Origin of the sequence: Maribacter stanieri, from assembly GCF_900112245.1 — a bacterium.
In the GTDB taxonomy this organism is placed as follows: Bacteria; Bacteroidota; Bacteroidia; order Flavobacteriales; family Flavobacteriaceae; genus Maribacter; species Maribacter stanieri.
The window spans coordinates 45006-65780 of sequence record NZ_FOYX01000005.1; the positions used below are offsets into that span (position 1 = coordinate 45006).

General features: G+C 33.7%; 17 protein-coding genes. 9 read left to right on the forward strand and 8 right to left on the reverse strand.

Going from position 1 to position 20775, the window contains the following annotated elements; all coding sequences use genetic code 11:
• Positions 1-25: 25 nt before the first annotated feature.
• The 5 genes from BM296_RS18135 (at position 26) to BM296_RS18155 (ending at position 4650) form a co-directional block, all read left to right on the forward strand.
• Complete coding sequence (locus BM296_RS18135) at positions 26-178, forward strand: DUF4295 domain-containing protein (RefSeq protein WP_071340023.1); 153 nt, start codon at positions 26-28, stop codon at positions 176-178.
• An 86-nt stretch (positions 179-264) separates the two neighbouring features.
• A complete protein-coding gene (ftsY, locus tag BM296_RS18140; protein ID WP_091905387.1) occupies positions 265-1221 on the forward strand; it encodes a signal recognition particle-docking protein FtsY in 957 nt (318 codons plus the stop codon).
• A gap of 59 nt (positions 1222-1280) precedes the next feature.
• Positions 1281-2105 carry a DUF2911 domain-containing protein gene (locus BM296_RS18145; protein WP_091905390.1) on the forward strand — a complete coding sequence of 275 codons (825 nt, stop codon included), beginning with the start codon at positions 1281-1283 and terminating at the stop codon, positions 2103-2105.
• 5 nt (positions 2106-2110) lie between these two features.
• Positions 2111-3790, forward strand: a complete 1680-nt coding sequence (locus BM296_RS18150) for an amidase family protein (protein ID WP_091905393.1) — start codon at positions 2111-2113, stop codon at positions 3788-3790.
• A gap of 14 nt (positions 3791-3804) precedes the next feature.
• Entirely contained in the window at positions 3805-4650 is an 846-nt protein-coding gene (locus BM296_RS18155) for a metallophosphoesterase (protein ID WP_091905397.1), read from the forward strand.
• A gap of 11 nt (positions 4651-4661) precedes the next feature.
• On the opposite strand, the gene BM296_RS18160 is transcribed toward BM296_RS18155, so the two are convergent.
• Together BM296_RS18160 and BM296_RS18165 are read right to left on the reverse strand one after the other, a co-directional pair.
• Positions 4662-5264 carry an NAD(P)H-dependent oxidoreductase gene (locus BM296_RS18160; protein WP_027067800.1) on the reverse strand — a complete coding sequence of 201 codons (603 nt, stop codon included), beginning with the start codon at positions 5262-5264 and terminating at the stop codon, positions 4662-4664.
• Positions 5265-5341: 77 nt separating this feature from the next.
• Complete coding sequence (locus tag BM296_RS18165; protein ID WP_091905399.1) at positions 5342-6466, reverse strand: serine hydrolase domain-containing protein; 1125 nt, start codon at positions 6464-6466, stop codon at positions 5342-5344.
• Positions 6467-6583: 117 nt separating this feature from the next.
• Between BM296_RS18165 and rimO the strand changes: the two genes are divergently transcribed.
• Positions 6584-7885 (forward strand): 30S ribosomal protein S12 methylthiotransferase RimO, encoded by a 1302-nt coding sequence (gene rimO / locus BM296_RS18170; RefSeq protein WP_091905403.1) that lies wholly within the window; start codon positions 6584-6586, stop codon positions 7883-7885.
• A 51-nt stretch (positions 7886-7936) separates the two neighbouring features.
• On the opposite strand, the gene BM296_RS18175 is transcribed toward rimO, so the two are convergent.
• The 4 genes from BM296_RS18175 to BM296_RS18190 all read right to left on the reverse strand — a co-directional run bounded on the left by BM296_RS18175 (position 7937) and on the right by BM296_RS18190 (position 14338).
• Positions 7937-9163, reverse strand: a complete 1227-nt coding sequence (locus BM296_RS18175; protein ID WP_091905405.1) for a DUF3999 family protein — start codon at positions 9161-9163, stop codon at positions 7937-7939.
• The gene (locus BM296_RS18180; protein WP_091905408.1) at positions 9147-11510 is read right to left on the reverse strand and encodes a DUF2339 domain-containing protein; all 2364 of its coding nucleotides are present in this window, start codon (positions 11508-11510) and stop codon (positions 9147-9149) included. Before BM296_RS18180 ends, BM296_RS18175 begins: the two co-directional genes overlap by 17 nt.
• Positions 11511-11681: 171 nt before the next feature.
• Positions 11682-11876: a DUF4177 domain-containing protein gene (locus tag BM296_RS18185; RefSeq protein ID WP_027067795.1), complete on the reverse strand. Its 195-nt coding sequence runs from the start codon at positions 11874-11876 to the stop codon at positions 11682-11684.
• Positions 11877-11884: 8 nt separating this feature from the next.
• Entirely contained in the window at positions 11885-14338 is a 2454-nt protein-coding gene (locus BM296_RS18190; RefSeq protein WP_091905411.1) for a M14 family metallopeptidase, read from the reverse strand.
• A 171-nt stretch (positions 14339-14509) separates the two neighbouring features.
• On the opposite strand from BM296_RS18190, the gene bshC reads away from it, so the two are divergent.
• Both bshC and BM296_RS18200 read left to right on the forward strand, forming a co-directional pair.
• Positions 14510-16114 carry a bacillithiol biosynthesis cysteine-adding enzyme BshC gene (bshC, locus tag BM296_RS18195; protein ID WP_091905414.1) on the forward strand — a complete coding sequence of 535 codons (1605 nt, stop codon included), beginning with the start codon at positions 14510-14512 and terminating at the stop codon, positions 16112-16114.
• A 2-nt stretch (positions 16115-16116) separates the two neighbouring features.
• The gene (locus BM296_RS18200; RefSeq protein ID WP_091905417.1) at positions 16117-17490 is read left to right on the forward strand and encodes an ArnT family glycosyltransferase; all 1374 of its coding nucleotides are present in this window, start codon (positions 16117-16119) and stop codon (positions 17488-17490) included.
• Here the strand turns inward: BM296_RS18200 and BM296_RS18205 are convergent.
• Together BM296_RS18205 and BM296_RS18210 are read right to left on the reverse strand one after the other, a co-directional pair.
• Positions 17487-18032 (reverse strand): pyridoxamine 5'-phosphate oxidase family protein, encoded by a 546-nt coding sequence (locus tag BM296_RS18205; RefSeq protein ID WP_091905420.1) that lies wholly within the window; start codon positions 18030-18032, stop codon positions 17487-17489. The two genes, BM296_RS18200 and BM296_RS18205, sit on opposite strands and share 4 nt — an antisense overlap.
• Before the next feature lie 410 nt (positions 18033-18442).
• Positions 18443-19168, reverse strand: coding sequence for an SIMPL domain-containing protein (locus BM296_RS18210; RefSeq protein ID WP_091905423.1), 726 nt, complete (start codon positions 19166-19168; stop codon positions 18443-18445).
• 73 nt (positions 19169-19241) lie between these two features.
• Here BM296_RS18210 and guaA point away from each other — a divergent pair, with 73 nt between their 5' ends.
• A complete protein-coding gene (guaA, locus tag BM296_RS18215) occupies positions 19242-20774 on the forward strand; it encodes a glutamine-hydrolyzing GMP synthase (protein WP_027067789.1) in 1533 nt (510 codons plus the stop codon).
• The last annotated feature ends 1 nt before the right edge of the window (position 20775 follow it).

Genomic DNA, 20775 nt, shown 5'->3' on the forward strand with positions numbered 1-20775 from the left:
AAGAGAATCACAAAAAACATAAGACATGGCTAAGAAGACCGTAGCAAGTTTACAGACAAGTTCTAAAAGATTGACAAAAGCTATAAAAATGGTTAAGTCACCAAAATCAGGTGCTTACGTTTTTGTAGAGCAAGTTATGCCACCAGAATTGGTAGATGCTTGGATTGCCAAGAAATAAGAATTATAACTTTTAATAGTTATTGAGCCCCTTTCCTACGAAAGGGGCTTTTTAATTTTTATATTTGAATAACCATATGATTAACAATGAGCTTATTTAAAAAAATATTTTCTTCCCAGAAAAAAGAAACCTTAGATAAAGGTTTGGAAAAAACCAAGACCAGCTTTTTTTCTAAGTTAGGAAAAGCGGTTGCCGGTAAGTCTAAAGTAGATGATGATGTACTAGATAATTTAGAAGAGGTTTTGGTTTCTTCTGATGTTGGTGTAGACACTACTTTGAAAATTATTCAAAGAATTGAAGCCAGGGTTGCTAAAGATAAGTACGTAGGTACAGACGAACTTAATGCTATATTAAGAGCTGAGATTGCCGGTCTATTATCTGAAACAAATGATAGCGATGATGCCGATATTCAGATACCTAAAGATAAAAAGCCGTATGTAATTATGGTTGTTGGGGTGAACGGTGTAGGTAAAACAACTACAATTGGTAAATTGGCATATAGATTTAAAAATCAAGGCTTAAAAGTTGTCTTAGGTGCTGCAGATACCTTCAGGGCTGCCGCGATAGATCAGTTACAAGTTTGGGCGGATCGTGTAGATGTGCCAATAGTTAAACAACAAATGGGTAGTGATCCTGCTTCTGTTGCTTTTGATACATTAAGCTCGGCGGTTACTCAAGATGCCGATGTTGTGATAATTGATACTGCTGGGCGATTACATAATAAAGTTAATTTGATGAACGAATTGACCAAAGTAAAACGTGTAATGCAAAAGGTAGTTGAAAACACACCGCATGAAGTTCTTTTAGTGCTAGATGGTTCTACGGGTCAGAATGCATTTGAGCAGGCCAAACAATTCACTAAAGCTACAGAGGTTACTGCTTTGGCAATTACCAAATTAGATGGTACTGCAAAAGGTGGGGTAGTAATAGGTATTTCAGATCAATTTAAAATACCGGTTAAGTATATTGGTGTTGGTGAGGGTATTGAAGATTTACAGGCATTTAATAAACACGAATTCGTAGATTCATTCTTTAAAATTTAAAATTGAAGTATAGCTGGTTCATTTTATCCTTTATAATTTATAATATAAGTTGGGGACAAATGAGTCACCCTAAAGCTAGTCCGTTTTCTAGGATAGAGCAAGAAGTGGGGCTTTCAAAAATTTCCATTGAATATTCAAGACCATCGGCTAGAGGACGAACATTGTTCGGAAATCAAGAAAATGGTGAACCTGGGCTGGTACCTTATGGTCGCATTTGGCGAGTTGGCGCTAATGAATCCACGAAAATTTCTTTTGATTCTGACATTGTAATTGATGGACAAGAATTAAAAAAGGGAACTTATGCTCTATATGCTTTTCCTGAAGAGAATAAATGGCAAATAGTATTTCATAACAATAGCACACATTGGGGTGATGGCAGAACAAATTATAATCCTGAAGAGGATGCACTTCGTATTTTAGTTCTACCTACCAAAACACATGATTTTCAAGAGAGTTTTCTAATTTCATTTGATAATTTAGACCATAATAGTGTATCGATGATTTGGAATTGGGGGAATACTCAGATTTCTACGCCCATTCAATTTGATACAAAATCTATTATGCAAAGGCAGATAGATGAAGAATTATCAAAGACTCCTACACCACAAACATTTTATGAAGCTGCACGATATTATCAAGAGCAAGGTATTTACTTGATAAAAGCGCTTAGTTATGTAGATTTAGCAATTGAGAAAGGTGGCGACACTTATTATTATCATAGAGTACGGTCTTTAATCTTAGCGGATTTAAATAGATATGCTGAAGCAATTAAAGAAGCTAAGCTATCTTTAAAACTAGCAAAAAAAGAAGATAAAGATGAGTTTGTACGCTTAAATGAAGATAATATCAGAAAATGGAAAACCTTGTTGTCTCAAAATAAATAACAGTTATGATAAAGCATGTTTTATTAATATTTGTGATTTTGTTAAGTGCATGTAAGAACGAGCAGGATTTGAAAAAAGAAGAAGTAATTCTTTGGACACCCTATAATGATTCTATTGAAGTGGCAGACAATACCGATCATGAAAATGGTCGTATGCAATACAAGTTAATTCAATCAAAAGTTCTTGATAAAAATGAAGTGTTTGTGCCTTTATATGAGGAAGTTTCAAAACTTACTAAATCTGAATATGAGAAGTTGGTTCCTTTAATATTGGAACAAGATATTTTTACAATTAGAAATCATATAAAAGAAGATAGGCTCACGTATGAAAATCTTGTGTTATTTTATTTGTACCGTATTTATAAATATGAGTTGAATAATGCTACTACTCTAAATACCATTATAGCCCTTAATAAAGATGTAGTTGAACAGGCGAGAGAATTAGATAAGCAGAATCAAATGGGTGTGGCAACTCAAATTCAGCATCCAATTTATGGCATGCCAATTTTGTTAAAAGACAATATTAATGCACTAGGCATGAAAACGACCGCTGGTTCAATAGCATTAATGAATAATGAGGTAGACGATTCCTTTATTGTTCAGCAATTAAAAAAGAATGGAGCTTTAATTTTAGGAAAAGTAAATTTAAGCGAATGGGCATATTTTCTATGTACGGGCTGTCCGGTTGGGTATAGTGCATATGGTGGTCAAACACTGAATCCTTATGGTCGTAGAATATTTGAAACGGGAGGTTCAAGCTCGGGCAGTGGAACAGCTGTTTCTGCCAATTATGCTGTTGCTGCAGTAGGTACGGAGACATCTGGCTCTATTTTGTCTCCTAGTAGTCAAAACTCAGTCGTTGGTTTAAAACCGACAATTGGCTTGTTAAGTAGAACAGGTATTGTGCCCATTTCAAGCACTTTAGATACTCCTGGACCGATGACTAAAAATGTAAAGGATAATGCAATTTTATTATCTGCAATGCTAGGGTTTGATGAATTTGATGCAGCGTCTGTAGAAGATAATTATCCAGGTATATTGTCTTCAGGCTTGCATCCAAAAGATTTTTCGGAAATTAGATTAGGTGCTATTAAAGATTTATTGGAAACTGATAGTATTTATAAACAAACAGTTGAAAATTTTAGTGAGGCAGGTGCAACCATAATTGAATTTACACCACCAGAAGTATCCATGGATGGGTTTTTGAGTATATTAAATATTGATATGCGTAACGATTTAAAGGCATACCTAAAAGAGTACGCAAATCCAGATGTTATAAAAATTACCTCAATTGAAGATGCAGTAGCATTTAATAATGCAGATTCATTGATTAGAATTCCGTACGGGCAAGCATTGTTTGAAGGCTTATTATCAGATACTACCACAACTACAGAGTTAGAAGAAATAAAAGCTAATCTTGAAAAAAATGGACGCGCTTTCTTCGATACAGCGATGAATAAGTACAAACTAGATGCTGTTTTATCTATTAATAATTACCACGCTGGTTATGCTGCAGTAGCTAAATATCCTGCTTTGACAATACCTATGGGGTATAAAGCATCTGGTGAGCCGTTAAGTTTGACATTTATTGGAAAACAATTCTCAGAAGCTAATTTATTGCAAATAGGAAAAGCTTATGAAGAAAAATTTCCTAACCGGGCAATACCTTCAGATTATCGGAATTAATAAGTTTGGCTAAAATGAAAAGAAGAAACTTTGTAAAAAGAACTTTTCAGTGGGGAGCTGGGTTGGGTTTGTTGATTGGACTATATAGTTGGCAAATTGAACCGTTTTGGATGGAATTTGTTCGTTTAAAAATGCCATTAAGAAATTTACCAGAAGGGCTAATTGGTAAAACGGTAATGCAAATCAGTGATATTCACATAGGAAATTCATTTGACTATCAATATATAATAGATTCATTTAAAGAAGCTCAAGAATTAAAACCTGATTTCGTTGTCTATACCGGCGACTATGTAACCTATGAAGACAATGAACAATTAAATCAATTGCAAGAGGTTTTAAAGTTTGTAGTTAAAGGTGCTATGGGTACCATTGGCATATTGGGAAATCATGATTACGGAATTGATTTTGTCGAAGATGAAGTCGCACAAAAAATCACGAAGAGTTTAGAAGAAGTAGGGGTGACCATGTTACGAAATGATGCCGTGGAAATTAACGGACTCAATATTTTAGGAATGGACGATTTTTGGGGAAGTAATTTTTATCCTGAAAAAGCTACAGCAAAATATAATCCTGAAAAAGCAAATATTACCCTATGTCACAATCCGGATGTATGCGATCTGCCAGTCTGGAATAATTTTAAAGGCTGGATACTTTCCGGTCATACACATGGTGGACAGGTAAAACCACCATTTTTGCCTGCACCTTTATTACCAGTAAAAAATAAGAATTACGATGCTGGTATAAAAGATTTAAAAGATGGTAGAACTCTTTACATCAATAGGGCATTAGGCTGTCTACGTCAAGTACGTTTTAATGTAAGATCAGAAATTACGGTTTTTGAACTTACTAGAGAGGTTTAAATAATAAGTGCCTAGTCAATAGATTGAATCACTTTATTAGCTGATAACCTAGATTTTCCGATTATATTAGGTTGAGTATTATCCTCGGAATGTCGGTAACCAATAGCGACTGAAAATAGTACTTTGTGGTCATTGATTTTAAGAATATCCTTATATTTTTCAGGTTCTATGCCTTCCATAGGTGTAGAGTCAATTTCCATAGCAGCACAAGCGGCTAAAAAGAATCCAAGGGTAATATATACTTGTTGAGATAACCAGTTAATAGTTTTTTCCGCTGGTTGCGGTTTTACAAATTGCTTGAAATATCTTATTGCTCCTTCGTTCAAATTTTCTTCAACACGTTTTTCAAACTCTATTAGATTGTCCATAACACTGAATACAACCAAATGACTAGCATCTTTTATTTTGGTAGCATTAAAATATGAAGCGTCAGCTAAATCATTTTTAACTTGTTCATTTGATACAAATGTGAAAAGCCACGGTTGGCTATTAATAGAGGACGGACTAAGTTTAAGAATATCTTTTAAATCTTGAATATCAGAATCCAAAACCTTTCGGGTAGTATTATATTTTTTAGTGGTATATCTGTTTTCTGCAAATTGTTTAAAGTTCATATTGTATTAATTTAACTATTCTCGGTTTTATAGTCTCTATAACTAATAAGAAGAATTTTTATTATTATCGATAAATTTTAATTTTCTATAATAGCATTGATCAATCCCCAAATTTCATTATCGAAACTTGAAGGACCTAAAAGTTCTTCATTACTTGCCCCGCCCATGCGTACAATAACCAAATCTAAACTTGGTACCATGTATAATTTTTGGTCATTTAAGCCTAAACCAGCATAAAGGTCAGCTGGAGCATTAGGTATTAAACTACCTGTAAATTCATCTTCAGAATTAGGTAATCTAAAACTGCTTTTACCATTTAACCAATACAGATATCCATAAGCAAGATTATAGTTTTGAGATGAGTTCGTCATGGTATTAAAATAATTTTGATCTGAGAGAATAGATAAACCATCCCAATTTCCTTGGTTTAAGTTTAAAATTCCAAAGCGGGCCATACTTCTAGCGGAGCTATAAAATACATTGTTATAGCCTACTTTAATAAATAAGCCTTGCATTCCTATAGGTTCTTTGATTTTTTCAGAGAAATACGAGTTAAAATCTTGTTGTGTAGCACTGGCAATTACATCGTCCAATAAAGTGTACGGTGCGTTATGATAATACCAAAAAGTACCAGGTTCGTTTAAATAAGTTAAACAATTGGGGTCTGTACAGAAAATATTTTCAACCGTATAATCTAAACCAGTAGTCATGGTAAGCTGGTTTTCTATGGTAATATTAAGTACTTTTTCACTCGGTAAACTTGACCAACCTTCACCTAAGTAGTTTGATGTTGTATCGGTTATTTTAAGAAATTCTTCTTCCTGAGCAATACCGGTAAGCATTGCAGTTAAATTCTTTCCGGCAGAATTCCATGCATGGTTATCATCTGAGGTAAAATCACCAAAATATTTTTCTATTACCATGCGCCCGTCTTTTAAAACGATAAATGCATCGGTGTTGTTATCCTCTAAAAAATTATAAAGATTGTCTACTTGATCTTCGTTCCATCCCAAGGTTTCCATTGATATAGTTTCCCATTCATTGGTTCTGGAAATAGGAGGGAAGTAGGTATCCGTAGGTATAGGAGCCAATGCTGGTGGAGTACCGCTCTTATCGGTTTCTGAAGTAGGTTCAGAATCACTTGAGCATGATACGAGAATAGATAGTATGGCAAACAGGCTGAAATATTGGGAGAATTTCATGGTTAATTTAAGGTTTGGGTATTAATAAACAGTAATCAAATAAAGATTACGAGTAAATTTGTCCATATCTAACGTTTTTAAATACCCAAATCGTATTTTTGCACCCCAATTTAAATTATGAGGACAAAAACCCTTAAGAAGAACAAAATCAATGTGGTAACTCTAGGTTGCTCAAAGAATGTTTATGATTCTGAAGTACTCATGGGCCAGTTAAAGGCCAATGACAAAGAAGTTGTACATGAAGAAGAAGGAAACATTGTTGTTATTAACACTTGTGGCTTTATTGCTAATGCAAAAGAAGAAAGTGTTAATACCATTTTAGAATATGTTCAAAAGAAAGAAGACGGTGTAGTAGATAAAGTTTTTGTTACAGGATGTCTTAGTGAACGTTACAAGCCAGATTTACAAAAAGAGATTCCTAATGTAGATGAGTATTTTGGTACAAGTGAATTACCCGGATTATTAAAAGCTTTAGGGGCAGATTATAAGCATGAATTAATAGGAGAACGTTTAACTACAACTCCTAAGAATTATGCTTATTTAAAAATTGCAGAAGGTTGCGATAGACCTTGCTCTTTCTGTGCAATTCCATTAATGCGAGGTAAGCACAAGAGTACTCCTTTAGAAGACTTAGTAACCGAAGCTGAAAAGTTGGCGGCTAAAGGAGTAAAAGAGCTTATTTTAATTGCTCAAGATCTTACCTACTACGGGTTAGATTTGTATAAGAAAAGAAATCTTGCAGAGCTATTAGAAGCTTTGGTTAAGGTAGAGGGTATTGAATGGATAAGATTGCATTATGCATTTCCTGCTGGTTTTCCAATGGATGTATTGGATGTGATGAACAGAGAACCAAAGGTTTGTAATTATTTAGATATTCCTTTACAACATATTTCTGACAGTATTCTTAAAAGTATGCGTCGAGGAACTACAGAAGCCAAAACGACCAAATTACTAAAGGAGTTTAGGGCTGCGGTACCAGAAATGACCATTAGAACAACCCTTATTGTTGGTTACCCTGGTGAAACAGAAGAAGACTTTGAGATTCTTAAAAACTGGGTTGTTGCCATGCGCTTTGAAAGACTAGGATGTTTTACATATAGTCATGAAGAAAATACACATGCGTATTCTTTGATTGATGATGTTCCAGAAGAAACAAAGCAAGAGCGTGCTAATATTATAATGGAAATACAGTCTCAGATTTCTTGGGAATTGAACCAGAAAAAAGTAGGTGAGGTTTTTCGTTGTATTATTGATCGTAAAGAAGGTAACTACTTTATAGGTAGAACAGAATTTGATTCTCCGGATGTAGATAATGAGGTTTTAATAGATGCAACTAAGCACTATGTAAAGCAAGGTGAGTTTGTAAATATAAAGATTACAGAAGCAGCTGATTTTGACCTTTATGGTGAGCCGGTATAAAGAATAATGGATTCTCAAATTGTATTTGAGAATCCATTGTTTTTATCTTTTTTAAAGTTCCTTTTTCATCATACCTATTGTAAAATATCCTAATAAACCTATTACAATAACTATAATAGCCCATAGCCACCATTTATTTTCGAAAAGAGGTGCGGTAGTTTGTGTTTCTTTTTTAGGTAGCTCGGTAACTTTACCAAAACTCAAATTAGAAATGCTTTCTGGTAATGATACTCTTGTTTTAGTGATATCATAATTAGGTCTCCTTGCATTTTTCTTACCATAAACTAGAAAGTAATCTGCAGGTTGAGTAAAACGCGTGGTTAGCGTATGTATATATCCCTTCAACCTAACATCAGAAATTTTTAAAGGTTGATTATCGTTGTTTAAAATTATGATACGAATCTTTTGGGCCAAGGTGCCTGGTAATTGAAAACTATTATCTTCAATAGAGGAAAGCGTTTTTGTAGCCATTGGTCTAAAATTGTAATGATACCCCTTTTCAGTTTCAACACTATCAGCTAAATATTGAATAGAAATAGATCTGTAATAATCAATTTTGTCATCGACCGTAAGTTCTAATAAATTAAGAGGTACACGATTATTTAAATCAACATCTATAATAGTTTTTTTGTCCTCTTTAGAAATTTTAAAAGAGCGTACTTTATAATCACGATATGCTGCTATTTTTTTTGCCTTTTTTAGAATCTGTACTGAAGTTAAATTCGGTTTTTCTGGACTCTTTATCAATAACCTATAAAATTTGAAGTTTGCATCTGGAAACTTCAATGTGGTAAAGGAATAATCGGTTTGGTCATTATTTATAGATAGAATACGATAATCTTCTAAAAGATTAAACCATTCTTTCTGGTTCTGACTTCCTTCAAGCGTAATTAGCCAATTAAAATTAATGTCTTGTATGTTTAACTTAATTTCATTGATCAATTCTTTCTGAGGAACTTCATATGTATAGAAAAATCCTTTAGAATTATTAACGGTATTTAGAAGGTTAAAAGAAATCTCTGAATTGGCATGCTCTGCTTTTGAAACCCTGTGTAAATAAGGGGCTTCAATTGTGTCTATAGCGGTTACGCCATAAATACGAATATCTGCCATGTTGGTATTTAAATCTCTAAATACCTCGTTAGGTACTTCAATGTTGTGCCAAAGACTATCTACTCCTATTAAGTCTATTTTTTTAGAGTAAGAGTTCATCTGTGCATTACAGAATGATATTGCCAATAAAGTAAGAATTACAAGTAGATTAATTTTTGGTTTCATCAGAAATAATGTGTTTGTATTTATTGTATAGAAATGATATTATTAATAATAAGATACCCAATGAGACAAATACGATTGTCTTAGATATGGTATTCAATGATGAAATATCATAGAAGAACAATTTAATTAACGTGAGGGAGAAAAGAATAATGGCACCAATACGTAAGTGTTTTTTCTTTTTCCAAATACCTATTGCAATTAATAAAAGGGCATAAAGTCCCCAAAGAATACTAAGTCCTAATTTGTAAGATTGATCAGATCCAGATAAATCCATCCAGTTTAGTAATTCACTACTGGTAATCCAAATTATAGATACATGTAGTAGAATTTCAAACGAAATTTTGTAATTGATTTTTAAATAATCTTGTTGTGCTGATTTATAAATAGTAAACAATAAGAATGCAAAAAATGCAAAGGAGATGTACCTAAGGTAAATATTAAAAGTTCCAATATTATAAAATTCAGTAAGCTCTTGGAAAATGAAATTTTCGCGTAGCTCACTTAATATATAAAGACCAATTGTTAAGAATGCAAGGGTTGTTAATAATGCTGCAACAATTGATACAATACTTAAAACCTTGTCTTTAATTTTATAGGTGTTTACTAGGCTTACAATGCTAACGAAAAACATGGTATAGAGTATTTTCCAAATAGATTCAAGGTCTTTGAGATTAAAATTGTATTCTGGGTAATAACCAGACTCACTAGATATTTCTATTTTAGATGCCTCAAAGGCATTATTCCAATACTGTTCAATTTCAAGATAAAAGGCAAAATAAAGAGTACTTACAAATAAAAGAGGGACCCCAATCCCCATTATTTTTTGAACTACAGATTGTTTCTCTGAGACGAATTTTATTTGAATCCAATTTATAAACCCAAAGACCGCAGCACATAATATAGAAGTCAAGAAAGTGGTATTTAATAGAAGGCTCCATTCTTCTGTGGTATTTAGATAAGAGTAGCTCTGTGCCCAATCCATCGTTAAACTTAAGAACGCTAAAGCAGCCATGATATATGAAAGGTATTCATAGAAAACAACTTTTTTTGTACGACCTATCCAAAAAAGCAGTGCAGCTTCTAAAGCCCAAATTAGTGTTACCCAGTTACCATCTAATTGTACAGGTACGGCGATGGTTATAAATGTGAGTACAAAACCTGCAGTTAAAAAGAACAGTTTACGATCTGCTAATTTCCTTTTAAAAATTAATACGGTGATTCCAAAATGTATTAATGCGTTAAGAAGTGTAAATAGTCCTAAATAAAGTTCTCCTCCTTCATAATCATACAGCCAAGCAATTCCAAAACCATAAAATAGGAATGAATTTAATAGAATCAGAATGATGTCGCCAACCTTAAATTGTTCAGATTTGATTAATTTAAAAGCGAGGAACGTAGCATAAAAAAGAAAGAAGAAAATACTGAGGAATAAAAATCCCATAGCGAAATCTTCATCATAGCTAGAAAAAGAATACCACGTGCCATAAATTAACCAAGTAAAGGTGAATGAAAGGTAATAGAGGGCTTTCCAATACTTCTTAAAGGAAATAACCAATAGACCAATATTAATTAAGGCTATGTAGCTAAATAGCCCTGTAAAGTTACCTGAGTCATTGCTTAATAAAAATGGTACCGCGTAAGCACCAACAAGGCCTATGTGCGCAATAACTTGTTTATTATAGCTTAATGCAGATACTACTCCAAACACGGTACATAACAGCATAATGCCGAATGCCATTAGTTGTGGGAACAACCCGTAGAGGTCGTACGCGGCAAAGGTGATGAAGTATAAAATAGCTAATGCGCCACTTACTAAAACAGCACTATAATTCTCATATTTTGCTTTTAATTTAAAGCCAAAACCAATTAGGCCCAAACCTACCAAATAACCTAGGATTATTCTAGTGAGAGGACTTATTAAGTTATTTTCAATAGAGTATTTTGCACCGATAACAACACCAATTACGGTAATTAATATTCCTATTTTGTTAATAAGGTTTTCACCGATGAATTTCTCAAGATTTGATTTTCTTTTTGGAAAAATCTGTTTCTTTTCAAGAGTAAGTATAGGTTCTTCTTTAATTTCAACTGGTTCTACCTGTGTTTGATTAGTAGTCTCAATAACAACCGGCTCAGTAATGGTAATAGATTCTTTTTCAAATATTGCCTCTTTTGGTGTATTTGGTTGTTCTTTAGAATCTTGATTGAATTTTAAAGCTTGTGTATTTCGAAGTATTTGAATATCTCTACGAATTTCATTTACCTCAATATTAAAATCTTGCTGCTTTTTTAGAAGTAATTCTAACTTCTGCAACAAGACGCTTATTTGTTCTTGGTCGGTAGGCATAGGCGTTGGTTTTAACCCTTACTTAAAAGGATCTTCTAGTTTAAACGTAAAAGATGTGAATATGTTGGAAAGAAATTTCTGTACGTTAAAATAAAATATCCCTGAAACGATTATTATCGTTTCAGGGATATAAAAAATATTTATTTTTAAGCGAAAATCTATAAAAGATAGTTACCGCTCAAAATATAAATATATATACATTGCCGCACCAAAATTGGAGGCATCTGTTGAGACTAAACGCCATCCCTCTTTTGCATAACTATCTAGCTTTTCTTGAATTTCCTTGTTTGAAGTATCAACAATATGAAATTTATCAAAGGTTAGTTTTGAATAGTATATTAAGGTTTCAACTTTATATTCTTTCATGATATTATCTATTTAACCATGAATAATGCGTTGGCAAAAAATAATTTCCCATTTTCCCAGAAACCTCTAAAAAGCGGATTGTCTACCATGTAAATTACTTGTCCACGCCCCATTTCTTCGGTTCCGAAAATTAATGTTTCTGCTATTTTTTTCTTTGCCTCACTTCCCGCGAAACCAGATATTGGTTCGTTATCTCCCTCACTTAAATATACAGCACTACCGTTATCTAAGTACTTATAAGAACGTGCGCCCAATTTTAAAGTAAAGTAGGTGTCGTCGTAACCATAAGCTAGTGGGTTGGTGTTATCTACTGTCGCTTTAAAAATAGCTCCAGTAATTGTAGATTTTATCTGCTCTCTTTCAGAAATTTCAAAAGATCCAATGGTATCTGAGGAGTCTTTTTTTATTTCTTTTTCCTTCAAATCAAAATCATCGTCAGATGCGGTAATACCATCAATTGCGCCACCCATGGCAATTAGCTTACCTCCATGTTTTACCCAATCTTTAATTTTTTCTTTAGTGTAAGTGGTTAAAAAACTATTATACCCTCTACCATCAGGTAAAATCAATATATCATATTTGGTAAGGTCAACTCTCGCAAAATAATCTTCATCCAATACAGAAATAGGGTAGTCTAATTGTTGTTCAAAGAAGTTCCATATTTCACCAAAACGAAGGGTAGAGGTCGGCTCTCCAGAAAGTACTGCAATATTTAAACTTTGAATAACATCAACATAACTAGAGCCAAAATCTTTTCCACTTTCAACAAAACCAGTGTTGGTAGATATAAGATTTTTATTTTGATTCTTAGAGGCTGTACTTAAAATTTTGTTGAAATTTTTAAGGTTTTTGTTGTCGCTTTTAGTGATAATTAATGTGCCACGTTCATGAGCAATTCCATCTACTGTGAATGGTTTATGAGCATAACGCACACGTACTTTATTGCGTAATAATTCAGCTAAGAATCTGGCATCTTTCATGCTGTTCCAGTCTGCTAAATAAGCATAACTATTTGCTGCTACACCTTTAAGTTCTGGTTTGCTGTTTACAGCAGTTGTTCCATTAAAACTACTTTCACTAGCAATTGCATTAACTCCGTAAGCATAAGGCAGAGACCATGCCGTAATGTCATAAGTAACAGAGTCGCTTAGTTTTGCCATTGGCTCAAACAATACCTTAACCAATGTGCCCTTTGCCTGATCTGTTGAAATGACAATACTTTTGTCGGTTGTTTTCAAAGAGCTAATTTTTCCTGTAGCATAGTTGTAACCTTTTACGGAACTATTACTGCCAGCTTTGTATTCAATTTCGTGCTTGCTTAACAGGTTGGTCAATAATTCTAGCTTATCAGGATTACCGTTAAGTACATAGCTTTTGTATTTGAAATCTTTTTTAAGATGAAATTTTTTAAACTCATCATTTAATTTGTTCACATTGTTTGCCGCTACCTCTACAGTAGATAAACCAGTAGTATGGTGATGCGCAATTCTATCTTTTAATGTAAGTGTGTCGCCAATACTGGTTATAATGCCTAAACCTGCACGACCACTACCACCTTGTTCGTAGGTCATACCGATACCACCGTTGTAAGTAGGGTAGGTGTCACCATAACTTGGATAAAGTAGGTCAAATACTTCTTTAGTAAAATAAAACCAACCGTTTTCATCAAAATATTTGGCATGATTTTTACCGATAGTTTTTTGAAATTCTCTTTGAAAATCGGTTACAACCTCATGAAATGGCTCTGCGGCAGGAGCAAAATAATATGGATTATCTACGCCTTGTTCGTGAAAATCTACGTGTACGTGAGGCAACCATTTATTAAACTGCTTTAAACGTTGTTGACTTTCAACTTGTGTTAACCAGGCCCAATCTCTATTTAAATCGAACATGTAGTGGTTGCTACGGCCGCTCCACCAGTTTTCATGATGTTCCTTGCTATTAGGGTCTACTTGGTTGGGTGAATTTTTAAATTGATTGTACCAGTTAACGTAACGATCTCGTCCGTCAGGGTTAATACATGGGTCAATTAAAACTACAATGTTTTCTAGGTAACTACTTTTGCTTGTAAACAAATCATAAATGGTTTGCATTGAAGCCTCTGTACTTACACTCTCATTACCATGAACATTATAGCTAAGCCATACAATTGCCTTGTCAGGTGTGCCCTCGCCATTTAATCCTTTCATATGCTCTTCCCTAATTTTATCAAGGTTTTGCATATTTTCTTTGGTAGAAATAGTAGCCAATAATAAAGGCCTGCGTTCATTGGTTTTACCGTATTCAATAAGCTTCATACGTTGAGGTTCAGCTTCTGCTAAATATTGATAATAATCAACGACCTCATGGTGTCTTGTAAATTGTGTTCCTAGTTCGTACCCTAAAAACTCCGACGGAGATTTTAACTGAGCTAAACCTAAAAGTGGCATTAAAAGTAATGCGTAGCGTAAAATTAGTTTCATATAGTTATTTGTGTTCTGAGTCATCCAAATCTATTAAAATAATTATAAAATGACATTGATTTGTGATGTATTTCGCCGAGTAATTGGGTTTTTAATACTAGTGGTAATTAACTTATATTTAGGAAATGTAAAACGAAAGGGTTTTATATTTACCACGTATTTACTTTTTATATGGATATTGATTGTTTGCCCATAGCAAAAACGGGCTATTTTTCGAAATTAATTTGCGACTACATTGCTAAGGATGCTAAACTTAAACCATTATATAATCGGTTTCCCGATGTTGAAGGTTTCAAAGGGCAATTAGAAGAAAAAGGGAAGCATTTTTCCCAAGTCCAGCGAAATGTGCTGCATGCTTCTATGCTAAAACAATATAAGAATACTGATACTTCTGAAGGTACGGCTACCAATATTGAGCTATTAAAAGAGAAAAATACGTTTACCATAGTTACCGGGCACCAATTAAATCTATTTACCGGTCCGTTGTACTTTCTTTATAAGATTATTTCCACTATCAATTTAACAACACAGTTAAAAAAGGAATATCCAAATTCTAATTTTGTGCCTGTTTATTGGATGGCTACAGAGGATCATGATTTCGATGAAATAAATTATTTCAATTTTAAAGGATTAAAATTTCAATGGAATAAAGAAGCTTCGGGTGCTGTTGGTCATTTGACTACAGAAGGTTTAGATGAGGTTTTTACGCTATTTGCAAAGTCAATAGGAGATAGTAAAAATGCAAATGTATTAAAGCAGCTTTTCGAAGAAGCTTACTTAAAGCATAATAACTTAACGGATGCAACTCGTTATTTAGCGAATGAAATCTTTAAGGACTACGGATTAGTAATTGTAGATGGTGATGATATCGACTTAAAAAAGTCGCTTGTTCCATATATGAAGAAAGATATTTTTGAGCAAACCGCTTTTGATAAAGTTTCGGAGACAATTAAGGAAATAGAGCAGATTTCTACAGATTATCCAGTTCAAGTAAATCCTCGTGAAATCAATTATTTCTATTTAAAAGAAGGAATTCGTGAACGTTTTATAGAGAGCAAGGGAGCGTTTGTTGTAAACGACACCAACATTTCTTTTACAAAAGAAGAATTGATTGATGAGATGGATACACATCCAGAACGGTTTTCACCTAATGTAATCGCCAGGCCTTTATATCAAGAAGTTATTTTGCCTAACCTATGTTATATAGGCGGAGGCGGAGAAATAGCCTATTGGTTAGAATTGAAAACTGCTTTTGAAGCCTTGAATGTTCCGTTTCCAATTTTATTGGTTCGAAATTCAGCCTTGATTATATCTGGAAAGCAAGCGGACAAGCTAGAGCGAATGAATATCTCAAAATCAGATATATTCTTAAAGCAAAATAGCTTGATCAATAAGAAGATTAGAGAGATATCAAATATTGACATTGACTTTTCTCCACAAAAGAAATTATTAGAAGAGCAGTTTAAAGAAATGTATGCACTAGCCGAAAGGACAGATAAATCATTTATAGGTGCGGTAAAAGCCCAAGAAGTAAAGCAGAAAAAAGGTTTGGATGCTTTAGAGAAAAGACTACTGCAAGCACAAAAGAAAAAATTAAAAGACCATGTTGTTCGTATGACCGAACTACAGAACGAAATTTTTCCAAACCAATCTTTGCAGGAAAGACAATCAAATTTTTCTGTGTTTTATTTAGAATATGGTGAAGATTTAGTGCCTATGTTATTTAATGCCTTAGAGCCATTAAATTTAAGTTTCACGGTCATTACACAAGATTAAATATGGGCAAGAACGTGTTTCTAAATAAGATAACCGTACTTGCTATTTTTTCCTTTCTTGCCATAACTGGTATTACTTTCTTTAAAAGTGCACTAGAGTTAGAAGATGCTGAGCAAGCGTACTATTCTCAATGGCTTCGCTGGGGTTATGATGATCAACCACCGCTATACACATGGTTGCAGTATGGCTTTAATTCTATATTTGGTGTTAGCAAAATTTCTTTTTCAATTTTAAGAGGGCTTTTATTTGCGTCTACATTGTTGCTGATGTATCGGTTTTCAAAGTTTAGAATACAAAATGAAGATCAATCTAAACTGGTTGTTTTAGCCTTGGCTTTAGTACCTGTGTTTATCGATTTTACTTTCCGTAGACTTTCTCATACAAGCTTATTGTGCCTTTGCATAGTAGCCTCTTACTATTCTTTGCAGCTTTTAGTAGAGCGTAAGTCAGTATTAAACTATTTGTTTTTAGGTTTAATAGTAGGTGTAGGGTTACTTTCCAAATATAACTATGCATTTTTTCTAGTAACTTTTGCTCTGGTTGCTTTGTGGGATAAGGAATTGAGAGCTATAGTTTTCAATACAAAAATACTGGTATCAATTTTCGTTTCTGTTTTATTGATAGCCCCACATGTTTATTGGTTACTGGGTCCTGACGAATTTCAAACTTTTTTGACCTCTAGTGTAGAAGAGAAAATAGGAATGGAAGATTCGGAATCGGTTTTTTCGTTACTACCTATTTTAATTTATTTAAAAGGCTTGTTTGCTTTATTGTTTCCTATTCTTGTAGTTATTGGTATAGGCTATTTCTTAAAAAACGTGAGTTTCAATAGGTTAAAAATAAACTGGTTTATGAAAATGTTCTTTGCGCAATTACTGGTCTTAGGGGTGTTTTTTTTCATTTTTAAAAGTCAGAAAGTAGAGACTAGGTGGTTGCTGCCGCTCTTTATTCCTTTTGTAGTTCTGTTGATAGAAACAGTTAATTTTAAGAATAACACGAAATTAGTTGCTGTTGGGTATTGGGTTTTTATTGCTGTAATAGCTGTTCAAACCATAAGAACGCCAATAGAAAAGGTATTGAACATACCTTCATCTGTACATTTTGGATTTGAACCAGTTGCCAGTAAATTGCAGCAGAATTATGATGAATATCAATGGGTGCTTCCAAATGTGACCTATGCCGGTAATGTGCGTTTGTTACATCCTGACAGAATAATACTTTCTGCAGACGATTATTCATTAACAGCATTAAAAATAAAACATAAAAGGGAAATTGAAATTACAATTAATCCATTAGTAGTAAAGCAGACCACGGCTATAGATAGTCTAATTGTTTTTGGTAAGGATATGGAAAATCTATATTTCTATAAAAATTAAGGAACTAAAAATTCCCCATTCCATTTATCATTGGTTTTTACAAAAAGAACTCTAATATGATTGGGTCTTTGAAGTTTTAAATATTCAATTTTAGTAGGCGTAATATCTAAAATAGTGAAGTAATTCTGGTCTTCTAAATATTCTACATGCTCAGGGTTTTTAATAAAACTACCTGGACTATTGTCCGTTATGTAATCTTTTCTACTATTTGGCTGAATATTGTTCCAAGTAGCAGTAAGCCTTTTAGTATCTGTTACTATGTTGGCTATACCTTCTACTTTCAATTGCAACATTTTTTCTGGGTGATAAAGTAAAAAGCTAACTAAATTGTTCGTTTTAATATGCTGTATTTTCTTGGTACGGTTATCTGTGTAAACACTTAAGATTAATTCTTTTGAGACCTCTCGCAAAACAACCGTGCGTAGACGGGCTACAGGCTCATTTCCCACAGTTGCCATAGTAATAAATCTAAAAGGATGCCCTTTTTCGGTTACGCCCTTTTTAATTTCACTATTTAATTCTTCAAAAAATGAATCAATCATATTACTAATTTATATTAAGGTAAAAATAAATGGATTTATGGGTAGGGTAATTGATCAGTTGGTTGTTATATAGATGATAGCTGTGAAAATAAATTGATTAGGTTCAATTTAAGGCTTTTGGTTTAAATTTGGTTTTTAATTTAGTTGAAAGCTCGGGGTGGTTCCTGGGCTTTTACTTTTTTAAAATAATATTGTAAGGATATTTATTTGATACCGACTTAGGTGTAGAATACAAATTGTTATGAAAAAGATTTTTTTTAATGTATTCGATTTGATGATTGGTTGAATTAAAAGCCCGGGTGATTACCGGGCTTTTGTATCTAATATGTTTATCTAATATATAGGGAGTAGATATATTCTTAATTTATTCTTTCCCAGATCAGTAAATGATATTGATCAAAGTAGTACTATCACTTTATCTTATATTCTAAGCGCATGGTAATTGATGCTGTTTTGTTTTTAGATGAGGTATTGTAAGCACCACCCCAGCTATAATCTTCACCAGAATTTTGCCCTGTTATTTGAAATACCCCCATATTGGCAGATACTAGGTCGCCTAAATTACTTCCTGCATTTTCTGCAATTTTTTCAGCGCGTATTCTTGCATCTTCAGTAGCTTTTGAAATCATTTCAATTTTTAAATCGGCTAATTTGGTATAATAATATCTTGGTGGTGATGAGTTAAATTGCACACCTTTATTTAATAGCTCTGTTATTTCTCTAGATACGCCTTCAATCAAAGCAACGTCTTCAGATTCTATTTTTAAAGTCTGCATTAATTGGTAACCTCTAAATATGCTACCTATATAATTACCGTTTTCATATTGGTTGTCGCGCATTTCAGTGGTCTGAACACTATTGAATATTATGCTGTTTGAATCTATACCTTTAGAGATTAAATATTGACGAACAATCTCTTTATCCCCGTTTAGTTGATCAAAAGCAGTTTTAAGAACTGTACTGGAAGTAGAAAATTGACCTTCCCAAACAATTAGATCAGAGGTAAAATTTTCGTTACCTAAGCCCGTAACGGATATCATTTGTGGAGGGTTTGCCCTTTGAATATAAGCGTCGCCCAAAAAATAAGCAGCTATGATAATAGCCGCTCCAAAAATAAATGCACTAAGGTGTTTCATAAAAAATATTTAAATCGAATCTAAATATAACAAAAGATCCTTTTCAAGAACGGTCAATTTGCTATTTTTGCCCATGCAAAATAAAGTCCTGATACTAGATTTCGGTTCACAGTACACCCAATTGATTGGAAGACGCGTACGTGAGCTTAATATTTTCTCTGAAATTAAACCTTATAATAAACTACCTGAAGACCTTTCTGAGTATACAGCGGTAATCCTTTCTGGATCTCCTTTGTCAGTTAGAGGTGAAGATGCCGTTCACCCAGACTTGTCTGAAATTCGTGGTAAAAAACCATTATTAGGCGTTTGTTATGGCGCGCAGTATTTGGCACATTTTCACGGTGGTAGTGTAGAAAAATCTAATACAAGAGAATATGGTCGTGCTAACCTTAGCTTTATTAAGGAAAACGAACCATTTTTTGATAAAGTAAGCACAGGTAGCCAAGTATGGATGAGTCATGCCGATACTATTAAGCATCTGCCAGAGAACACAACGTTGTTGGCAAGCACACATGACGTAGAGAATGCTGCTTTTAAGTTTGAAGGTGAAGAAACCTATGCGATACAGTTTCATCCGGAAGTGTATCATTCTAAAGATGGCAAACAAGTTTTAGAGAACTTTTTGGTGAATATTGCTGGAATGGAGCAAACTTGGACACCTGATGCTTTTGTAGATAAAACAGTAGCGGAGTTAAAAGAAAAGATTGGCGATGAAAAGGTGATTTTAGGATTGTCTGGAGGAGTAGATTCTTCTGTGGCAGCTGTTCTATTACATAAGGCAATTGGAAAAAATCTTCACTGTATTTTCGTAAATAATGGTCTTTTAAGAAAGAATGAGTACGCTGACGTATTAAAACAATACGAGGGTATGGGGTTAAATGTAAAAGGAGTTGATGCTTCGGCACGTTTTTTGGATGATTTAGCAGGAGAGAGTGATCCAGAAACAAAAAGAAAAACCATAGGTCGTGTATTTATAGAAGTTTTTGATGATGAATCTCATTTAGTCGAAAATGCAAAATGGTTGGCTCAGGGTACTATTTATCCAGATGTTATAGAATCGGTTTCTGCAACTGGTGGTCCGTCACAAACAATAAAGAGTCATCACAATGTTGGTGGTTTACCAGATTTCATGAAATTGAAAGTAGTGGAGCCATTAAAAATGTTGTTTAAAGATGAGGTAAGAAGAGTAGGAGCTAGCTTAGGTATAGATAAAGCTTTGTTGGGTAGACATCCATTTCCAGGTCCAGGTTTGGCTATTCGTATTTTAGGTGATATAACCCCAGAGAAGGTGGCTATTTTACAAGAAGTAGATGCAATTTTTATTGATGGTTTAAAGAAGTGGGATTTATATGATAAGGTATGGCAGGCAGGTGCTATGTTATTACCTGTAAATAGTGTTGGTGTAATGGGTGACGAGCGTACATATGAGAAATGTGTAGCACTTAGAGCTGTAGAAAGTACCGATGGTATGACTGCGGATTGGGTGAATTTACCGTACGAGTTTCTACAAAAAACATCAAATGATATTATTAATAAAGTCCCTGGGGTGAATCGTGTCGTATATGATATAAGTTCAAAGCCACCAGCAACAATAGAATGGGAATAGT